Source organism: Spirosoma terrae (genome assembly GCF_010435915.1).
In the GTDB taxonomy this organism is placed as follows: Bacteria; Bacteroidota; Bacteroidia; order Cytophagales; family Spirosomataceae; genus Spirosoma; species Spirosoma terrae.
Map to the genome: position 1 here is coordinate 83598 of NZ_JAAFZH010000010.1, position 21802 is coordinate 105399.

Sequence of the window (21802 nt, forward strand, 5' to 3'; positions counted from 1 at the left end):
ATGAGTTTTAGAAGAATTGCATTAATCAACCCCCCAATTGATGAGGATAGGATACGTTGTATTGATGCGGGTCATTGGCAACCGCTTAACCTTCTTGCTCTTGCCTCCCATATCAAACATTCCGATTATGAGTGCGATATAGTGATCTATGATCAGGAAATAATGTCCAAAGATGAAATCTATCACTCTTTGGCAAATTTTCAACCAGACTTAGTAGGGATCTCCCCCAACATTGATTCCTACCAACAAACTATCCATATAGCAAAACTTTGTAAGGCAATCAATGCAAAGGTTGTACTTGGAGGGAATTATGCCTCTTCACTCGGAAGTCGTATATTATTTAACAGGAAGGAAATAGATTATATCATTAAAAGAGATGGTGAAATTCCTTTTTTAGAGCTAATTAAAGGCAAATCACTAGCAAACATTAAAAATGTAATCTATAGGCAAGGCAACAATATTTTTGAAAATGATCTAGCCTACAACAACAGCGCCACAATAAGTGAAATAGATTATTCTTTAGTTGATCTTGAAAAGTACTTTAACAATTATGCTCTAAATCGCAACAAAGGCCCCTTCAATCGTCCACTTGCGTTTCTTTCCCAGCGAGGGTGCGTTTGGAAAGACAAAACTGGAGGTTGCACATTTTGCAGTCGAGAGCTCATCAGCCGATTCGACAACACGAAACAAGTTTGGAATCGAATCAGAAAACTTAAAGAGCAATTTTCAATCGATGCCATCATGGATGTAGGCGATGACTTCTTAGGCAATCTAGATTGGTTTACTTCTTTTTATGAAAACAAAACAAACTTCAACGATGAGTTTGGTATACGATTTATCTATTCTAGGGTCAACCACATAAACGATACAACCGTCAAGATGCTAAAAGATTTAAATACCTTCGAAATCTTTCTTGGTATTGAGTCTGGAGATCAGTCAATTTTAAAAAATACTATAAAAGGCAATACCATCGACCAGCAAAAACGAGCCATTAAATTGCTCGAAAAAAATAATATTAATGTAGCTCTTGGTTTTGTATTAGGGTTACCTGGAGAAAACAGGAAGACTTTAGAGGCAACTTCTAATTATATTGAATCACTTCTCAATCATACTAATATCACTGAAGTGGTAGTCTCCATAATGACTCCATTGCCTGGTTCACCATCTTATGACCTAATGTTGGATCATAACAAACTTGGCCATAAATATCTCAATTCAGACATGTACGATTTAATTGATCTGCAAAAGGATTGGGTGAATAATTTTTGCGATGTTTCCTTCGATGAAATCATACATATATCCCATAAACTCAATCAACTCAAAGATAACGTAACTGTTGAATTTGATTATGCCTAACAGTCAAATTAACGGTTACACTATCTTAATAACGAGTCAACAATTCCCATCCAGTACCTTCCTACACCATAACCATGAAAATTACATCAATTGAGCTTAAGAACATTAGAGGGTTTAAATACTTACCACAAACTGAATTTTCATCAACAATAAATCTATTTATTGGTCCCAACAACTCAGGTAAGTCTACAATATTAAACTCATTACTTCAAATACAAGATTATAGGCTTAATTATACAGATATAATATTCGGGCAAACAAGTGGTCATATCATACTAAACCTTTCAGATTTTTTTTATAAAGAAGAATTTGATGCTAACCCAATTTCTTATGATAGGGTAACTATTCTTATTAGTCGACCTTCTTATGAAAGACACTTCCAATCTTCAGTTATTTCTCAATCGAGGCAATTTACTATTCAATCTAATGTTGAACCTACCAATATTTTCTACCCATATTTATCAAAAAGAAAAGTTACAACTTTCAAACATGATATAAATGCTGTTAATTCTAATGCAGTAACTGGGGATCTTGCCAATATAATAAGTAAAATAGATAGATTGAATGACAGGTCATTTGAGCCAGGGCATACAGCTTACGTGTGCGCCTGTAAGTCAATTCTAGGTTTTGAGGTAACAACATCATTCATTCCCCAAGGTAAAGAAGCAGTTTACCGTATCAGCAATTGGGAAAATATTCCCATTAGTTCGATGGGTGAAGGTGTTGTAAATATGCTTGGACTGATTGTTGACTTATGTATAGCTGAAAAGAAAATATTTGTTATTGAGGAAATTGAAAATGACATTCACCCCAAGGCCCTTAAAGCTTTACTGGAGTTACTTATTCAAAAGTCATCGACCAATCAAATCTTCATTTCTACGCACTCCAATATAGTCATGAAGTATCTGGGGAGTGTACCGGATGCCAAGATTTTTAATATTATCAATAGTCTTTCTGACCCTGAACGGCCCAGCTTATTCATATCTCAACTTACAGAGGTAGCCAATACTCCACAAGCAAGACGGGAAGTACTTGAAGACTTAGGGTATGATTTATTTGACTTCGGTTTGTGGAAAGGCTGGTTGTTTTTGGAAGAATCCTCAGCGGAACGTATAATCCGGGATTGGCTAATCCCCTGGTTTGTAGATCCTTTACAAACAACGATTAAAACCTTTTCAGCAAGTGGTGTTACCAACATCGAACCTAAGCTAAATGACTTTGATAAGTTATTTATATTCCTACATCTGGAATCAATGTATAAAAATCGAGTCTGGGTGTTAATTGATGGTGGAGAGCATGAAGATAAAATTATAGAGGGTTTAAGATCTAAGTATGTAAAATCCGGATGGAATACTACAAACTTTCAACAGCTTAGTCAACATGATTTTGAAAAGTATTACCCAGATCGATTTCAGGAAGAAGTAGATGCTACACTATCCATTATTGATGATCAAAAGAAACGAAAGGCAAAAGAGAAGTTGCTCTACAAGGTATTAGATTGGATTAAGAATAATAAGGATGAAGCACAGGCTGAGTTTGCTGAAAGTGCCAAAGAGGTGATTGAAATACTTCAAACCATTAATAGTCAGTTAAATTCCTAAGTACCCCCTTTCGACACCTAACCGATGATTTTGTACTCTACGAATTGTTATTTAAAGTACTTTATTCAGAAGGAATTCTACAAAGATGTCCACTACATATGGTGTAGTGAAATATTTGATAGTAAAACGTTGTCCACCTATTCAGCTGGTCATTTTTTGCCTCCTAGCTCCAATCCAGCCGATATTTATAAACAGTTACAGGGTGAATGTGTACGCCCTGACCGTCATAGTTACAAGATCAATGAACAAAGAGCATCCTTTAAATCGTTAGCTATGAGATTTGCTGCATCTGGCACTATTAGTGATTTTGACAGAGATGAGATCATCTCATTAGCAGATAGTAACGAACAAGCTTATTGGAGGCCACTTATATATCTAATACCCCAGGAAGCGGTAATGGGTAGAGTTAAACTAGTACCAATTGCCAAAAGGGCAAGTATTGCCAAAGAATATATTATTGAAGATTTAAAAGGTTCTGAATTTCAGATAATCGAGCTATAACATGTTACAAGCATTAAGAACAATCCCACCAGCAGAAGCGCAAAAGGTTCTTGTGGTTTTAACAGAACGATTATTACCTAATCCCTTTGATCAATATTCTTACGATATTGATCCTGCTCTGTTGACAATAACCCAGAAGGAGGTTAGAAATCGTGTTTACGTTCAAGATAATGATAATTCAGATAAAGCAAGGTCCAAAATGCTGACTTTTATTTCAAATGAAATAAGCACTCAAATCTTGACTTATGATCGAAAACAAAATGCCAAAGAAAGATTATTAAAAAAAGGCCTATTACCTTTAAATAAATATGAATTAGTATTTAATCCAACTTTTAAAGAATTCGAGCAATTCTCCATAAGGAAATCACATGTAGAATCAAGCTTTGCTAAGCCTGATTCTGTATATCATGTTCATATCGATGACAAGGTGACTATTATTCTCTTTGCAACTATTTTTAATAATGATGACCCAAATCACAAGTTTATGTTATTATCAATAGGCATTACAGATAAAAATAAGATTGTCATCACTAGTGCCCTCCGAATATATTATTCTGACATTGAATATTCAAACGATTTTAATCTCAACCAAATGCTTATTGCATTTTTAGAGAAATATGCCTTACTATCTCGTACACCAAACGAGGATAGTTCAATGGAAAGAATACTGGTAGATTATGCAGTTATCAATACATTTGATATCAAAAAATTTAAAGGAGGAGAAACATTTAATTTCAATATACTTAAGAGTTATAACCCAGAAAATAGCAGGTATGCTTCAGCTGCATATGTTTTTAAAACTGAATTTAAAACCACAATTAAATTATACTATGCATTTATAATTAACGCTGATAAATATACTCAGGATTTGTCCAAGCATGGTGTTCTAGTTTCACTTTAATTCTAATCTCCATTATTTATGATATTATCCAGAGCAATCTTTAAGTTGAAAGGTGAAATTTTACTTATTTCTTGCTTATCTTACGCTGACGCATTGAATATGCTATCAATTAGAGCACAAATTGATAACATTATACCATTAGGTATAGTTGAGCATGATTCTATTAAAAACTATAACATTAAAGTACAATCGAACCTTTCAGGCATATTAACTGATGAGGAGTTAATGGAAATTTATTAGTGTTTTTCCTGGCAGAACGACCTCCGGTCCCCATTGAAAACTTTTAATACTGTTATTATTTGGCGTTAGGCTTAAAAGTCTCCACCACAATCACATTCAACTACATAATCATTTTCATAAAAATTAATAAAATCCCTTACAGCATGTAGTACCTCCTCATATCTAAATGTAAATGCTAATTTAAATAAATGCTCATAAGGGGTATTCCCTTCATTACTGGTTTTTGTGTGGATTATAGAATCTCTAAAATTCTTAAGATTTTCTATAAATTGATATTTATTTGGATGCGCTTTTTGGAAATCTTTATTTGTAATTTCTTTAAGTATTCTTTTTATCTTAGTATCAAATGAAATAAATCTCTGAATTTGTTCTTTATTATAAACCTCAACTCTATTACTCTTAGGGTCGCTGAAAAGATAATCATCTGGTATAATTTTATTCATAAAGGCTTCAATAGAGGTAAATAAAGAAGTAACAAAAACCACACACAATTCATAATGGGTATAAAGCTTATGAACGTCCAGTTTCATATCTGATGTTTCAATATCAAAAGCTTTGATTATCTCTTTCTTTTGCTGAGCAATAGACTTATAATGCCGTTGAGCGCTGTCAAAATAAATTAATATAAGATCAGGTTCAGGTATGTAGTAATATTTGCCGTCTATTCTTACCTGGAAGGCTTCCACAGCCATATCTGAATCCGTATGCAAAAAGCATACTAATCCTTTCGCATGCTTAATTGATCTAAATTCTTCACGATTACCATTTAGATCAATTACATTATATTTTTCTTCGAACTCCTTTGCATCGGACTTAAACTCGTTTCTAAACTTCCGTTTTATATGTTTCATTTTTCTAAATCACTTAATTATTTAGTCATCTCCAAATATCGCATCCATTGCAGTATCCAGACTTTCCTTATCAAACCCGTTGAGGTAGCGCTGGGTGGTATCCAGCCGCTGATGACCCAAAGCCTGCCGGATGTCGTCTATACTGATATTCTTGGATTCCTTCATTTTCCGGCGGGCTTTGTCGGCAAAGGAGTGGCGTGCCGTATGAAACGTTAAACGCTCGGTTATCCCTGCTTTTTCGGCTAACGTTTTCAACTCCCGGTTAATGAGCACCTGCACCGACGAAATATCATTAAAGAGCCGTACGGCCAGCTCCCTGGGCATTTTCTTCTTTTGCTCATAAGTGAGGTAGTGGGCATATTTAGCCTCGTTCGATAACAACCCAAAAAGGTAATCATGAGGCCTGTAGTGATCTGTTCTAAAGAGCTCAATAATCTCTCTGGCTCGTTTATTGATCCGGGTTGACATCTGTTCCCCCGTTTTGGACATCTGGTATTCTAAGCGCTCAGCTCCTTTCTCCCCAACTATATTGCTCCAGCGCAGTTGGAGCACGTCGCGCGATCGAATACCCCCCATGTGATAGGCAAACAGATACAAGTATTTCGCCCGAAACAACCAGATTCCCTGATCGTAGCGCCTGCCCTTCGCATCGATCCGCTTCCCCCCTACCTCCACAGCTTCAATGGCGTCGACTTGACCATCGGAAAGTTTAAGTCTCGGCGCTGGTTTATCGGAAGGCATATCGAAATGGGCGAACGGATCCTTCTGGATATATTCCAGCTTCAAGGCTTCCAGCATCATCCGCTTGATCCGGTTGAAGTAGGTATGCCGGGTACCGGTCATCGTGCCCTGCGCCTGTAAATGCCGCTTGAAGCGGTTCAATACGTCCAGATTGATAGCTCTCAGAGGCAGCTCTTTTCCAGCAAAGTCAACAAAGACACTTAGCCGGGATTTGAGATTGCGCTGGTAGCCGACGCTGTTGGAGGCCGCATCATTGATTACCTTCTGGGCAAAACTGCCCAGCGTCCACCCCTCATCGGGCATTGGGTTATGCAAAAGGTTGATCACCTCGACCGGCGTGGCTACGCCCGTTGCATCGATCATATCGGCCGTTTCCTCGGCATCCCGAAGTACCTTTTTAAGCTTGGTATTATATTCCTTATGGTAGAGGTTTTTAGCAGCAATCCATTTGCCCCACTTGGCATCCTTATCAAATTCGTCTGGTTTTACGGCAACGGTCGTTTTAATTTTCCGGTGTTTACGGTTTGCCGTTACGCGCAGGAATATTGTATGTCGTCCGTCTTTGTTGGGCCGATAATTTAGCTCAAATTTGTAGGTGATATTCATACCAATAAAGGTACGTTTTTCAGAAACAATACAGAAACAATAGCCCGATACGATTTTGTTTATCCCTGTAAAATACTGTTCAGATGGCTTATTTACAGGGGAAATAATGCAATACTAGTCAGAAAATAAGACCTCCCCGTGGTCACATTAGAAAACGCTCAAATCACACCGATTTGGGCGTTTTTGTTTTTTGCAGGAGTCTTAATGGCAACTCACTGGACCTTATTCTCAATGCACTGATCGGCTTTTGTATGTCCTGTAAAACCAGTGTTTGAGTCCTTCGGCAGCTATAACATACGCACCCACAATACCCAGAAGTGCTCCATACATAGAGACTGGTAGTGGACGGAATCCAAACATAGGTGCCAGTGGCGTAGATGGTAATACTATAACGGTCAATATAACGAAGCCAGTAGCGATCATCAGCCATCGGCCTGGTAATGTTCTGTAAAATACCCGACGCGTCCGAACGACCAGTACAATGATCGATGCCGATAGCACCGACTCGACAAACCAGCCGGTCTGGAACGTTTGCTCGTCTGTATGGAACACCCAGAATAATAAGCCAAAGCTAAGGTAATCGAAGACAGAACTAAGTGGTCCAAATGTCAGCATGAAATGCCGGATAAAGCGTAGATCCCACCGAGCAGGCAACATGACGGCTTCAGGTTCAACATTGTCCGAACCAATGGCCATTTCGGGCAAATCGGTAAGCAGATTCGTTAGTAAAATCTGAGTAGGTAGTAACGGCAGAAATGGTAAAAGCAACGAAGCTCCCGCCATACTGAACATATTGCCGAAGTTGGCACTAGTAGCCATAAAGATGTATTTCATCGTGTTGACAAATGTTCGGCGACCTTCCCGAATGCCATCGATCAATACGTTCAGATTTTGTTGTAATAGCACAATATCCGCCGACTCCTTGGCAACATCCACTGCTGAATCGACTGAAATACCGACATCGGCAGCATGGAGAGCGCTAGCATCATTAATCCCATCGCCCATATAGCCAACTACAAAACCTGCTTTCTGCAAGGCCAGTATAATACTTTCTTTCTGGTTGGGTTCTACCTCTGCAAAGACATGCGTGTCCACTACTTTTTGGCGTAAGGCTTCAGGAGATAGTTGCCGTAGAGCCGTACCCGTCAGCACATCAGAACATTGAATTCCTATACGGTCGGCTACGCAGCTCGCTACAAGTGCGTTATCACCGGTAATCATTTTGAGTTGAATGCCCAGCCCATTTAACTGCCTCAACGTTTGCTGAATGTCTGCCTTCGGAGGATCGAACAGCGTAATGAATCCTAGAAACGTCATGCCGGATTCGTCATGTTTATCGATATCCCGTTTGCCATTGGTATCCTTACAGGCTAGCCCCAACGTCCGAAACCCCTGGCTACTAAGTATCTGATAAGTCTGTTCAATTTTCGTCCGTACCTCATTCAACGCTAGGGCAGGTTCCGTCCCCTTATCCACAAAGGCACAGACATCCAGCACATTTTGTACCGCACCTTTCGTGATCATGATCGCCTGTCCATTGATTTCCGTCAGAATCGTTAGGCGTTTGCGAATGAAATCATATGGTATTTCGTCCACACGCGGATAAGTTGATACGTCTATTGTGGTATCAAACGTCAGAATAGCTTCGTCGATGGGATTACGAAACCCCTGCTGTAACTGCGCGTTTATGTTAGCCAGCAATCGTATTCGTGCAGAAGGTTCCCCCCAAACGTCGATCATGCGATCAACCCGGACACGGCCTTCGGTGAGCGTACCAGTTTTATCAGAGCAGAGTACATTCATACTGCCGATGTTTTCAATGGCCGATAATCGTTTAATGATAACCTGCTGCTGTGCCATGCGTCTGGCTCCTTTAGCGAGATTAATACTAATGATAGCGGGCAGCAGTTGTGGAGTTAGCCCCACAGCAATAGCCAACGAGAATAAAAGTGCGGTCAAAACAGGTTTGTGTAAGCCAACATTAATTGCAAAAATCAGGATAACTAGTAGCAGGGTGATTTCCATAAGCAGGTAACCAAACTGTCGAATGCCCCGCTCAAAATCAGTTTCGGCTGGCGTTTGGTTAATTCGTTGAGCAATCCGCCCTAACTCTGTTTGCACTCCTGTTCGTACAACCACCGCCCGCCCGCTTCCACTAACGATGTGCGACCCCATGAATAACGTATTCTGCCGCTTAGCAATGGGTATATTGGCTGCCAGTATTGCAGGCCGTTTGTCAACTGGATAGGTTTCGCCTGTAAGCGTTGCTTCATTGACAAACAGTTCATTAGAAGCGATCAAATAACTATCAGCAGGTACCAGATCACCCGCCCGCAGGCTCACCACATCGCCTGGAACAAGTTGCTCAACTGGCAGGTCCATTTCCTGTCCATCACGCCATACCGTTGTTTTCACGGTTACCAGGGCCAGTAACTGCTGCATAGCGTCAGACGCTCCTTTTTCCTGCCAAAAGCCAAGCAATGCGCTCAGGACAGTAATTACGAAAATGATGACGGCATCGGTTGTATCTTGTAGAAAAAAAGACAACAAAGCTGCTGACAGCAGAATGATTGAAATCGGACTCTTAAACTGGCTTAACAGCAAACTGACAGCCGAGCCATTTTGGTGAGCCTGGAGTTGGTTCACCCCTACTTTTCTCCGAATCTGATTCGCCTGGATAGTAGTCAACCCATCACCAGTGGTTTGTAGCTGCGTCATCACTTGATCAGCCGACAAAGCCCAAAAGGTTGACAAATTGGATGGACTCTCAAATCGGTACGCTGATTCGCAATCAGCGTAATAATCGGCCACAGAATCAATGGAGTTCATGGAAGAAAATGCTACGATAGTATTTACCCACAAGGTAGTCTCTCATTTAGGGTTACTCCCTGACAATCATCAGGCTAATAGATGACCCTAGTCAGCCCGGAGCCTCTCTTTTGCCTCTATCTTTGTTTATACAGTGGTCAACAGCACATACTATATAGTCTTACTTTCACATAAACGGACCTTTCTACTTGGCTAGTTAAACCTACTACGTCCCTTCAGATACGTAACAGTACCCGCTAGCCTGCGCTGCCGCTATAGAAAACCGTTAGTTTGCCCAGTGCTACGTAATCCATCCAGAAACAATCCTCTTCCTCTATTAAAGCAATGACTATCAATCAAACTGAGTCGATTAACCCCACTCCCGAACAGTTAAATGCCATCGATGCCTATTGGCGGGCAGCAAACTATCTGTCTGTGGGCCAAATGTATTTACGTGATAATCCACTGTTACGTGAGCCACTAAAACCGGAGCATATCAAGGCAATGCTGTTGGGCCATTGGGGAACCACACCAGGCCAGAATTTCATCTATGCCCACCTAAACCGATTGATTCAGACCCATGATCTAAACATGATTTATCTATCGGGCCCTGGGCACGGAGGGCCAGCTCTGGTGGCCAATACGTATCTGGAAGGCACCTACAGTGAAGTATACTCAACAATCACCCAGGACGAAGCAGGCCTCAAAAAACTATTTACTCAGTTTTCGTTTCCAGGTGGTATACCCAGCCACGTTTCGCCCGAATGTCCGGGTTCTATCCACGAAGGGGGCGAGCTAGGCTATTCGCTGAGTCACGCTTTTGGCGCTGTTTTCGATAACCCGGATCTGATTGCAGCCTGTGTCGTAGGCGATGGTGAAGCCGAAACCGGTCCCCTGGCGACGGCCTGGCACTCGAACAAGTTCCTGAACCCGGTGACCGATGGCGTCGTGCTCCCTATACTGCACCTGAATGGATACAAAATTGCGAACCCGACCGTACTGGCCCGTATCAGTCATGAAGAACTTCAGCAGTTATTTTATGGCTACGGGTGGATTCCCTATTTCGTCGAGGGCGACGATCCTACCGCAATGCACCAGGCAATGGCCACGGCTCTCGAGGAGATTATTTTGACTATTAAGACCATTCAGCATAAAGCAAGGGTAGAGGGCGAAACCAGTCGACCACGCTGGCCTATGCTCGTATTACGTTCCCCAAAAGGCTGGACGGGACCCAAAGAAGTAAATGGTCTCATGATAGCCGGTACGTTTCGAGCCCATCAGGTACCGATTACCGATCCGGCGACCAATCCGGCTCACCTTGCCCAATTAGAAAACTGGTTAAAAAGCTACCGTCCCGACGAACTTTTTGACGAACGAGGTCGGTTACGCCCGGAACTGCAGGCCCTGGCACCGCAGGGACCTCGCCGGATGGGCGCTAACCCGCACGCCAACGGTGGCTTGTTGCTCAAAGATCTGCTCCTACCCGACTTCCGTGATTATGCCGTTCCGGTTACGAGTCCCGGTGCAGTGAACGAATCCGACACAATGATCCTGGGTAAATTTCTGCGTGATGGTATCAGGCTTAATGAATCGCAACGGAATTTCCGAATTTTCGGCCCCGACGAGACATTATCGAACAAACTAAACGCCGTTTTTGAGGCTACGAACCGCCAGTGGGAAGGCGATCAGCTTCTAACAGACGAATTTCTGGCATCCGACGGTCGCGTTATGGAAATGTTGAGCGAACACCAATGCGAAGGCTGGCTGGAAGGATACCTGCTAACGGGGCGTCATGGGTTGTTCAACAGCTACGAAGCCTTTATTCATATCGTGGATTCAATGTTCAACCAACACGCCAAATGGTTGAAAGTCACGCGTGAGATTCCCTGGCGACGTAAAATCGCTTCGCTTAATTACCTGTTGGCGTCGCATGTCTGGCGGCAGGACCATAACGGATTCACTCACCAGGACCCCGGATTTATCGACCTGGTTGTCAATAAAAAAGCGGAAGTGGTTCGGGTCTATTTACCACCCGACGCCAACTGTCTGCTGTCGGTAATGGATCACTGCCTACGTTCGCGGCATTATGTCAACGTAGTTATAGCCGGAAAGCACCCGGCACCACAATGGCTGGATATGCAGTCAGCCATCATGCACTGCAGCCGGGGAATTGGTATCTGGACCTGGGCCAGTAACGATATCAATGACGAACCAGACGTAGTAATGGCCTGCGCTGGGGACGTACCAACCCTGGAAACCCTGGCAGCGGTCTCCATTTTGCGTCGGAGCCTGCCCGATTTAAAAATCCGGGTCGTGAATGTGGTCGATCTGATGCGGCTTCAATCCAGTACCGAACACCCACATGGATTGGACGACACGGCCTTTGACTTACTTTTCACCGAAAATAAACCGGTCATATTTGCTTTTCACGGCTATCCGTGGTTGATTCACCGACTGACGTACAAACGAACCAACCATCGGAATATTCACGTTCGGGGTTATAAAGAGGAAGGGACCATTACAACACCGTTTGACATGACCGTTCTCAACGAACTAGATCGCTATCATCTGGTACAGGATGTGATCGACCGACTTCCTCAGCTCCGGAATCGGATGGCCTACCTGAAGCAGGAAATGCAGGACAAGTTGATTGCCCACCGGCAGTACATCAATACGTACGGCCAGGATATGCCCGAGGTACGTAACTGGACCTGGGAAAACAGATAAATCTTTCGACAGAATTGACAAGATTAACAGGATATACAGCGGTTTTAAATCCAGCAATCTTGTTTATCCTGTCGAAAAAGTTTAAAAGCGTACTATGACAAAATCCATATTTATCGCGTCGGTAGAGCCCTATACGGGGAAATCCTTACTGGCGCTGGGGCTGGTTAACAGCCTGCTAGGGAAAACACAGAAGGTTGGTTACTTTAAACCCATTATTACGCAGCAACCCCCAGGTCAGAAAGAAATCCACATCGAAGCCATTCTGGATTACTTTGCCTTACCGATCGCCTATGAAGATACGTACGCCTTCACTCGGCAGGAAGCCCTTCAGCACATGGAGTCGCAAGGGCGGGGTGAGATGCTCAACACGATTATCAGTAAGTACAAAAAACTGGAAGAGACCTGCGACTTTACAATCATTGAGGGTAGTGATTTTCTTGGTGAAGGCATCGCTTTCGAGTTTGAGTCCAACGCCGTTATTGCTAAAAACCTGGGAGCCCCCGTCCTGATTATCATTACTGGAGAAGGTAAATCGACCGCCCAGATCATCAGCTCAGCCTTAAGCGCGCTCCAGGGTTTCGAAAGCCGAGAGGTACAGGTACTGGGAATGGTCGCCAATCGGGTAAAACCGGAACAGGTTGAGGATGTTCAGGAACTGCTACGTATGCAGCTTCCCACCGATATGATGCTTACCATTATCCCCTGGGAAAAACAGTTGCAAAGTCCAACGATGAAGGAAATCCGCGACGCACTGGGAGCTAAAGTACTGGTGGGCGAAAACCTGCTTTCCAATCAGGTCGACAATTTCGTCACGGGAGCGATGATGCTGCCAAATTTTCTGAACTACATCAAAGACAACGTACTGATCGTGACTCCGGGCGACCGGGGTGACATTATCATTGGCGCGTTGCAGGCTAATCTATCCGCCAACTATCCCAAAGTAGCAGGCATTGTCCTGACGGCCGACACTGTGCCCGACGAACCCGTTACCCGGCTGATTTCTGGACTTCAGACGGTCATTCCCATTCTGACCGTGCAACAGGGAACGTTTGGTACCACGACCGCTATTGGCGCCATTCACTCCCGCATCACAGCCGACAACCGACGAAAAATTGAATTGGCCATTACAGTATTTGAAACCTATGTGGACACCAAAGCGCTAGACGACCGGCTTGTTACGTTTCATTCGGAAGCCATCACGCCACACATGTTTCAGTATCAGCTCGTCAAAGCGGCACGTAGTCAGAAAAAACACATTGTTTTACCGGAAGGAAATGATGACCGGATTCTGATAGCAGCAGCCCGACTGGTTGCCCAAAACATTGTTGAGTTAACCATTCTGGGCGACGAGACCGAAATTCTAGCCTCGGCCAAGCGACTGGGCTTAACGCTTGACACCAGTCTGGTGACGATCATTAACCCGGCCACCTCAAGTTATTACGATGCATATGCGGCCACACTTTACGACTTGCGAAAGGCCAAAAATGTGAACCTCGACATGGCACGGGATATGATGCTGGACGTATCCTATTTCGGTACGATGATGGTTTATCAGGGGCACGCCGATGGCATGGTATCAGGAGCTGTTCACACAACCCAGCATACGATCCGGCCCGCGTTGCAATTTATCAAGACTAAACCAGGGGTATCGCTGGTGTCATCGGTCTTTTTCATGTGTTTGCCCGATCGCGTTTCCGTCTTTGGCGACTGTGCGGTAAATCCTAATCCAACAGCCTCTCAACTGGCCGAAATCGCCATCTCGTCTGCCGAAAGTAGCGCCCGGTTTGGGATCGAACCACGTATCGCCATGCTTTCGTATTCGTCGGGAACATCGGGCGAAGGCGAAGACGTAGAGAAAGTGCGACAGGCCACGGCCATCGTTCGGCAAAAGCGTCCTGATTTAAAAATCGAAGGTCCTATTCAGTATGACGCGGCCGTAGATCCGCTGGTGGGCAATCAAAAACTCCCCAATTCGGACGTAGCCGGTCGGGCGAGTGTGTTGATTTTCCCGGATTTAAACACGGGCAATAATACGTATAAGGCCGTACAGCGGGAAACAGGCGCTCTGGCGATTGGCCCTATGTTACAAGGACTCAATAAACCTATCAACGACCTAAGCCGGGGTTGCACGGTAGATGATGTGTTCAATACCGTGGTCATTACAGCCATTCAGTGTCAGGATAGCGTATAGTCTTTTCAACTGATTTCTACCTGACTCAATTCTGTCAGACTACCCAAAGCATGTACATCTTAGTTATCAACGCGGGCAGCAGCTCCCTGAAATACCAACTCTTCGATATGCCCTCCGATAAGCCCCTGTGTACGGGGCTCATTGAACGAATAGGCACGAACGAAGCCCTCATCCGACACAAAATCCTGACGACGGAACCGGGTCTGACCATTGAGCGAAAAGGGACTATTGCCGACCATGCAGAAGGGCTTGAGCAAATGCTACAGCTCTTGTCAGATACCGAGACGGGCTTAATTCATTCGGCTGATGACATTCAGGTTGTGGGCCATCGGGTTGTGCATGGGGGCGAACGCTTTGCTAAACCTACGCTGATTACCCCATCGGTTAAAGAAGCGATCAAAGTCCTGTTTCCGCTAGCTCCTCTGCATAACCCCATCAATTATCAGTGCATTGAAATTGCTGAAAAAACGTTTCCCAGGGCGAAACAAATCGCCGTTTTCGATACGGCTTTTCACCAGACACTACCCGCCTACGCATTCCGTTACGCTATTCCAGATACGTTGTACGTACATGAAGGAATTCGTGTTTATGGATTTCACGGCACCAGCCATAAATATGTGTGCGGTAAAGCCATGACCTGGCTACAAAAGCCCGATGCTAAACTTATCAGCATCCATCTGGGCAACGGGTGTAGTATGACGGCCGTACGGGCAGGTCAGTCTATCGATACCAGCATGGGTTTCAGCCCGCTGGCAGGGCTGGTTATGGGTACTCGCTCGGGCGATATTGACCCCGCCATTATTTTCCACCTGATTTCGCTTGGCTATAGTACCGATGACGTCAATACGCTCCTTAACAAACAATCGGGTATGCAGGGGCTGACAGGGTTGAGCGATATGCGCGATATTGGTAAAGCCGTGGCAGCCGGAAATCGATCCGCCGAATTAGCCCTGGAAATTTATGCGTACCGGATTCGCAAATACATTGGTGCTTATGCCGCCGTTTTAAATGGCCTGGATGCCTTGATTTTTACCGCTGGTGTGGGCGAAAATGACAGCGCCATGCGCGAACGAATCTGCAGCGCTCTCGACGTACTGAACATCCACCTTGACAGCTCAAAAAATAGTGCTCATTCAAGCGAGATACGAGACGTTAGCCGCGACCAGGCAACGGTTAAAATCCTGGTGATTCCTACCAATGAGGAGCTGGAAATTGCAGTACAGAGCTACGAACTCTTACATGAACGTTAATATGCTCAGGCAGCCCCATCTAGGTTGACGATACTGCCTCTAGTTGCTGAAAGACAGGAATTAATGACTTCCCTTTTTCCGACAACGAATATTCAATGTGCAACGGTTTTTGCTTGACTACAAGTTTATCCAGATAGCCTTCATCGACCAGCTCCTTTAACGACGTAGCGAGAGACTGCTTATTAGCTCCCTCAATGTCACGTAGTAGTGCATTGAATCGTAAAGGCCCATTCACCGCCAGTCGAATAAGTTGTGGTTTCCACTTACCAGAAAGCAACTTAAGTAGTTCTTCGGCAGGACAACCTTGCTCAGTTTTTTGCATTTTATATATAGTCAACTTTTTTTGACTAATTGACTCCATGCCAGCCAACAGACCATTTTTGTGGGGAAGTTACACAATTCAAAAATGAGTTTTCATACTACTAACACAAGGCGTTTATTATTTTTATCTCTGCTCATTCTGTTTCTGACAGAGGTTAGTAACGCTCAGGTAAACCACAACACTATGCAGACAAACACAGCAAACCCACTTTTGTGCGACATAACCACTGGCATGTGTGAACTCCCCGATTCGACGGCATCAGAAAACGGCCCTACTCCAGTAGCCAAAAAAGCAGTCAAACTAATTTATTATACCGACCCGATTTGTTCTACCTGCTGGGGCATCGAACCGCAGCTACGTAAGCTAAAACTCGAATACGGACACAGCTTTGAGGTAGAGTACCGGATGGGCGGCTTATTACCCGACTGGAGCTACAATAGTGGCGGAATCAGTAAACCCTCTGACGTTGCCCACCATTGGGATGAAGTCAGTCAGTATTACGATATGCCAATCGATGGCGACGTGTGGCTGGAAGATCCTTTGAGCTCGTCTTATCCGGCTTCCATTGCCTTTAAGGCCGCTCAACTGCAAGGCGATGACAAAGCCCTTCTGTTCCTTCGCGAAATTCGAGAACAGGTTTTCCTCCGAAAAAAGAATATCGCCAAATGGGACAATTTGTTGGAAGCCGCCCGAACAGTAGGTTTGAATCTGGATACGTTTACAGCCGACTATCAGGGCAAAGCACAAGAACTTTTCCAGCAAGACCTTGCTTTGGGGCGCCAATTAGGGGTTCGGGGATTCCCCACTATGTTTTTTGTTGATGAGGCTGGTAATCAGGAAAAAGTATACGGTTTCAAACCTTATGCCGAATTTGAAAAGGCACTACGTAAACAACAGCCTTCAGCCCTAAAAACAGTTTTTGCAACGGATTGGCAACCTTTATTTGCGACCTATCATACCCTGACATCCCGTGAATTTGCTGAGCTATCGGGAATGAACCGGAAAGAAGTCGATAGCTATCTGCAACAACTCGCTGACAGCGGTAAACTAGCTAAACTTACGACGAAGAACGGCTTTTTGTGGATTCGTCAATAATGCTGCTTCGACAGTTGGTTGATGCCAGATTTAAAAGACTGACAATGATCCTAAAATAAATGTCACAACAATTGATTTTAGCCATTCAGGATCAGATAGTTATGCCCACAAACCACACAGGCTCTATTTTTTTATTACAAAAAAACTTAGCACAAAAGAGTATCAACCCATCATTCAGTCATTATAGTAGTAATTAACTTAGGTTAAGGGTTTAGGAATAATCAAGTAAACGCCCGATCTGCTGGATCGGGCGTTTCTCTTTTTTTGCGCTCACACAAAATCTATAAATCTACTAATCAATAACTTACGCTCACAGGAATGACATTTCCCATGTAAATACACGAAAATAATATCTTACGTAAACTTACCTATCGTCGATAACGTTATCTGCTTACTATTGATATTAATCCACTCACTATGATAGCGAAATATCTACTTGGCTCTCTTTTTGTTGTCGTCTTCACGATTCTTCCCCTGCTCGTTTACGGCTTGTCGGACATTGCCCTCTGGTTAACCGAAGGAAAGGCTCAGTTTGCTCTCTACGCCAGCTTTCCTCTGTATTGCATCGTTCTGTTATACGTATCAAAAGCCTGGATAAATTGCCATAATCAGCAATAAAGCGTAGCCGTTACCATTCTGGCGCAAAGTCTTTGTTGATAAGATCAATCTATTTTGACGTAGTACGCGTAACGGCCTCATAAAAAGTATCCAGGATCATCGCCCGTATATTCATGGTTGGTTTACCATAGGTTTTGCTGTCGTCGGGATACACTCGATTGGTCAAACAGATGTAGACCATGTTGTATTTTGGATCAACCCAAACGTACGTGCCTGTGTATCCGCTATGACCGAAAGCCTGCGATGACGGATACGGCCTGGCTGCCAGATCAGCGGGTTTAGCCCGATCAAATCCGTACCCTCTGCCACTACCCGCTGACTGCTTAGCTGTGAACAAATCGATCGTAGACGGTTCTATATACTGTACCCCGCCATACGTACCACGGTTTAAGTACATCTGGTACAGAATGGCCAGATCGTTGGCATTACCAAACAGTCCGGCATGGCCTTCTACCCCACCGGCCATAGCCGCCCCCGGATCGTTCACATAGCCCTGAACCAGCATATTTCTGAACCAGTTGTCGTTTTCAGTAGTTGGAACAATCCTCGACCGGGGGAACCGATTTCTGGGCAGATAGCCCGTAGACCGCATGCCTAACGGTAGGTAGAACTCATTCAGCACGAACTCATTTAAGGGTCGATGCGATGCCGTTTCCACCACCTCTTTCAGCATATACATGCTTACGTCACTGTATACAAATTTTCCTCTGGTCTCAACCGTTGACCGTAGCGTCACGGGCCACATTACGTCAGCAAAATAATTGGCTCGTAGAAAGTAATGATCGGCAACTTTCGTCGGATAAGCCGCTGATGAGTCCGTGCTGACATCGGTCGGTTTCAGGCTTTCGTAGAACTTAATGTAGGGTGTGTAACCAGCTTCATGCAACAGGGCCTCCCGTATGGTTATGGTCGCTTTATCGGGGATCGTTCTGGTTCTGGCAACGTATCGACTTATCGGATCGGTCAGGCTCAGTCGTTTTTTATCATACAGCCGCATGATGGCCGGAGTAGTAGCACTAACTTTCGTGACCGAAGCCAGATCGAAAATGTCATCCAGTTTCGTTGGCTCAGTTGCGGCATACGTGTGACTACCGTACGCTTTATGGAAAATCACATCGCCATCCTTCGCCAGAAGAACAACAGCACCGGGCGTAACGTGAGCGGCAATACTTGCCTGAACCAGCGAGTCGATTCGGCTGAGCTGATCGCTTTTTATCGAAACCGTTTCGGGCGCGGCATAGCCCAGTCTGCTCTTGGTTGTTGAATAGCCACTTCCCCGTTTAAACACGTTTCCATACGTAGCATCTAACCGATTGCTTATCCCGATTCCACCGAAAATTACTTGAGCAGCAACCGATGAAGCTTCGGCCGTATTAGCTTTACACCAGATAACTGGCACCTTCAAAGCCTCCAGCCGGGCCAGATTATTCCCGTTTCCGGCCAGCACAATCACGACGTTGGAAATGCTACGCTGGTCGTTGATAAAGTCGATCAGTTGTTTACTCAACGGCGCTTGGTCAGACAACGTAACAAGAACCAGATTGTAGAATTTCAATTTGTCGTGCAGCGCAAAAAAAGACGTATCACGTTGCTGACTGTTGATATAGAATGGTGATGTAGCCCAGTATTTCGTCGTTATACTATCAAAGACCGCATGATGGGGATAATCGACGTGCACGCTGGCCATGTTTACATTCGTAAGCGATGTCAGAGGAATTTGCCCCGACTGATTCGCCAGCAGAACAGTTTGCCGCTGAGCTTCCCGCATACGTTCTGCATGGACACTACCAGATTGAGCGTAAGCTACACGAACGCCCAGCGCTACCAGAATACTGAAGAAAAATACTTTCATACAAACGTGCCTAAATCAGAATAGACCAAAGCAGGTGCTACCCGTACAGGTGCTTTTTAAAAAAGTCAGTTCTGCAAGTTTACTGGAAATCGCAACCAAATTGGCGGTTCGTACCCCGATTTATTTGTCTGAATCCCTCCTAGCGTCGACGCACAGAAAAAGGAATGCACAGAGAAGGCGGGCAACCTGCGGCTTCATAAGCGCCCAGATCGATACGTCCGCCCTGAATACGCGGCTCGCCAGCAAGGTCATTAGCCGGGAAATTGCCAACAATAGTCTCGCCGGCATTAATGGCTGGACTTTTCGCCCTCAATCCAAAGCTACCAGTGGCCGGGTTAACAAACAGAGGATCGACAGGCAGGTTGTTGCCCCCATTGTACTCAACAGGCACAGCGGCATAATCCTGGGCCAGGAAATTCCCCCCAACAATTGAATTTCGTATGGCAGGAAACGAATTATAGCCGAACGAAATTGACTCTTTGTTGTAGGATACGTTGTTCCAGATGATGCAGTTTCTGAATACGGGATGGGGCGAATGAAGCGAATTTGATTGATTGTAGCCATCTCTATACGTACTATCCTGAATGGCAATGGCGCCACCCAGATGAGAGGCTGCTCGATTTTGGGTGAGGGTACAGTTTATAAATTCGGGAGTACTTGTACCGTTAAAAAACGAACCAGTAAAGACAGCTCCTCCACTCGTAGCCTGATTTTTGGTAAACAGGCAATTGTAAAAAACAGGGTTACTCTGCTGATTGAATGCGTCGATAAATACACCGCCACCACTTCCACCACTATTGAAACCGGCCTGGTTACCAGTGAAAATACAGTTAACCAGTTGGGGATTACAGTTAAATACAAAAACGCCACCGCCCCAAAATGCTTTATTATCAATAAACGTGCATTTTTCCAGTAGCGCATTACTCAAATTATCGATGTACACGGCTCCCCCACTTCCTAAACCAAAGGTTTCGTTGGCCGTAAACAGACAGTTTCGAACGATGGCTAATGAGGCTGAGCCGCAACCATTTCCTCTACTGTATAACCCGCTGCCAAAACTGCCTCTGTTCCGTTCAATAACACAATTGCTAATGGTTGGGGTGCTACATTTGGTAATACTTCTGTTAATAATTCCGCCACCGACTTTCCCTAAATCATTATTTTTAACACCTTCTCCCAGCAAATAAGAAGACGTACCATTGTCCAGATTGGCCACCCCTCCACGGATAGTAACCCCATCAATTAACGTCGATGCATCCACATCCCGAAACGTAACGACGTGGTATACGTTATCAGCTGCCGAAGCCGGTAAGCTGGAAGAGTCTGTCAAGTCATCGGGGATTCCGATATCTCCAGAAAAAATTGTCTTGTTGATACGGTAGTTTCGCTGCTGCAACCCCGACTCATTGCCAGTGAATCCTCCGTAGACGGACACGCCCGTCGCAATACTGAACGAAGCCGCCCGGTCGATTGTGGTTGTTGGTTTATACGTACCAGCTGCGACCCAAAACTGCGTTCCAGGCAGCGCTACCGACACACGACCTGGGAGCAATGTGCCCGGCAATGAATTAGACCAGGATCGCCCTGACTGGTCTCCAGCTCCATCTGGTGTTACGAAAACAATAGACTGACCATATGCCCCAAGAACCAGCAATGACTTTATCAGCAACAAAATCAATCTTTTCATAGGCAGTTAAGCCATGTATTTACTATTGGGAGGACTAAATAGCTTCTGGAAATAAATACGAAGCCGCATTCTCAAAATATGATCATGGATAGAGTAGATACTCAGTTTGACCCGTAAATAGACAAACGGTCACACCATGTCCAGTTCCGAGTAGCCTGATAATTATCCATTCATTTATCAACCTCTGGCAGACTTACGGTAAAACTGGTTCAGTTTTTGCTCTTATCAGAGTGAAGCTTCCTACATATGATAAAACTCTTACCGATGATTATTCATATGCATTGATAGCCTCTGCATCTCATTTATTCATCTGAAACGACCATTATCTTTATTTAATCAATTCCAACAAAAAGTAGACATACAATAAACATATTATGCTATTTTCTTCTGCTTTTAGGAATTAACTAAACGGCATGGCAGCAACCATAACTAACTGATAACTTTGCTTTAGCTTC

General features: G+C 44.2%; 15 protein-coding genes. 9 read left to right on the forward strand and 6 right to left on the reverse strand.

All coding sequences use genetic code 11. The features are described from left to right. The 4 genes from GK108_RS20205 to GK108_RS20220 all read left to right on the forward strand — a co-directional run bounded on the left by GK108_RS20205 (position 1) and on the right by GK108_RS20220 (position 4359). Positions 1-1356, forward strand: coding sequence for a B12-binding domain-containing radical SAM protein (locus tag GK108_RS20205; protein ID WP_163952461.1), 1356 nt, complete (start codon positions 1-3; stop codon positions 1354-1356). A 74-nt stretch (positions 1357-1430) separates the two neighbouring features. Next, positions 1431-2957, forward strand: a complete 1527-nt coding sequence (locus tag GK108_RS20210) for an ATP-dependent nuclease (protein ID WP_163952463.1) — start codon at positions 1431-1433, stop codon at positions 2955-2957. A 24-nt stretch (positions 2958-2981) separates the two neighbouring features. Further along, positions 2982-3458 (forward strand): hypothetical protein, encoded by a 477-nt coding sequence (locus GK108_RS20215; RefSeq protein WP_163952465.1) that lies wholly within the window; start codon positions 2982-2984, stop codon positions 3456-3458. Position 3459: 1 nt separating this feature from the next. Next, on the forward strand, positions 3460-4359 hold the full coding sequence (locus tag GK108_RS20220; RefSeq protein WP_163952467.1) for a hypothetical protein: 900 nt from the start codon (positions 3460-3462) through the stop codon (positions 4357-4359). A gap of 311 nt (positions 4360-4670) precedes the next feature. On the opposite strand, the gene GK108_RS20225 is transcribed toward GK108_RS20220, so the two are convergent. From GK108_RS20225 to mgtA, 3 genes are all read right to left on the reverse strand, one after another. Then, positions 4671-5450 carry a hypothetical protein gene (locus GK108_RS20225; protein WP_163952469.1) on the reverse strand — a complete coding sequence of 260 codons (780 nt, stop codon included), beginning with the start codon at positions 5448-5450 and terminating at the stop codon, positions 4671-4673. 21 nt (positions 5451-5471) lie between these two features. After that, on the reverse strand, positions 5472-6797 hold the full coding sequence (locus tag GK108_RS20230) for a site-specific integrase (protein WP_163952471.1): 1326 nt from the start codon (positions 6795-6797) through the stop codon (positions 5472-5474). A 228-nt stretch (positions 6798-7025) separates the two neighbouring features. Then, positions 7026-9626 carry a magnesium-translocating P-type ATPase gene (mgtA, locus tag GK108_RS20235; RefSeq protein ID WP_163952473.1) on the reverse strand — a complete coding sequence of 867 codons (2601 nt, stop codon included), beginning with the start codon at positions 9624-9626 and terminating at the stop codon, positions 7026-7028. 324 nt (positions 9627-9950) lie between these two features. Here mgtA and GK108_RS20240 point away from each other — a divergent pair, with 324 nt between their 5' ends. The 3 genes from GK108_RS20240 (at position 9951) to GK108_RS20250 (ending at position 15773) form a co-directional block, all read left to right on the forward strand. Next, on the forward strand, positions 9951-12332 hold the full coding sequence (locus GK108_RS20240; protein ID WP_163952475.1) for a phosphoketolase family protein: 2382 nt from the start codon (positions 9951-9953) through the stop codon (positions 12330-12332). 94 nt (positions 12333-12426) lie between these two features. Next, the gene (gene pta, locus GK108_RS20245) at positions 12427-14523 is read left to right on the forward strand and encodes a phosphate acetyltransferase (protein ID WP_163952477.1); all 2097 of its coding nucleotides are present in this window, start codon (positions 12427-12429) and stop codon (positions 14521-14523) included. 50 nt (positions 14524-14573) lie between these two features. Then, a complete protein-coding gene (locus GK108_RS20250; protein ID WP_163952479.1) occupies positions 14574-15773 on the forward strand; it encodes an acetate/propionate family kinase in 1200 nt (399 codons plus the stop codon). Positions 15774-15792: 19 nt separating this feature from the next. Here GK108_RS20250 and GK108_RS20255 read toward each other — a convergent pair whose 3' ends face one another. Beyond that, positions 15793-16095: a winged helix-turn-helix transcriptional regulator gene (locus tag GK108_RS20255; protein WP_163952481.1), complete on the reverse strand. Its 303-nt coding sequence runs from the start codon at positions 16093-16095 to the stop codon at positions 15793-15795. Between the two features lie 183 nt (positions 16096-16278). On the opposite strand from GK108_RS20255, the gene GK108_RS20260 reads away from it, so the two are divergent. Then, positions 16279-17190 carry a ClpXP adapter SpxH family protein gene (locus GK108_RS20260; protein WP_163952483.1) on the forward strand — a complete coding sequence of 304 codons (912 nt, stop codon included), beginning with the start codon at positions 16279-16281 and terminating at the stop codon, positions 17188-17190. A gap of 417 nt (positions 17191-17607) precedes the next feature. After that, positions 17608-17808 (forward strand): hypothetical protein, encoded by a 201-nt coding sequence (locus GK108_RS20265; protein WP_163952485.1) that lies wholly within the window; start codon positions 17608-17610, stop codon positions 17806-17808. 49 nt (positions 17809-17857) lie between these two features. Here the strand turns inward: GK108_RS20265 and GK108_RS20270 are convergent, their stop codons facing one another. Next, the gene (locus GK108_RS20270) at positions 17858-19660 is read right to left on the reverse strand and encodes a serine hydrolase domain-containing protein (RefSeq protein WP_163952487.1); all 1803 of its coding nucleotides are present in this window, start codon (positions 19658-19660) and stop codon (positions 17858-17860) included. 139 nt (positions 19661-19799) lie between these two features. After that, on the reverse strand, positions 19800-21347 hold the full coding sequence (locus GK108_RS20275; RefSeq protein WP_163952490.1) for a right-handed parallel beta-helix repeat-containing protein: 1548 nt from the start codon (positions 21345-21347) through the stop codon (positions 19800-19802). Between the last annotated feature and the right edge of the window lie 455 nt (positions 21348-21802).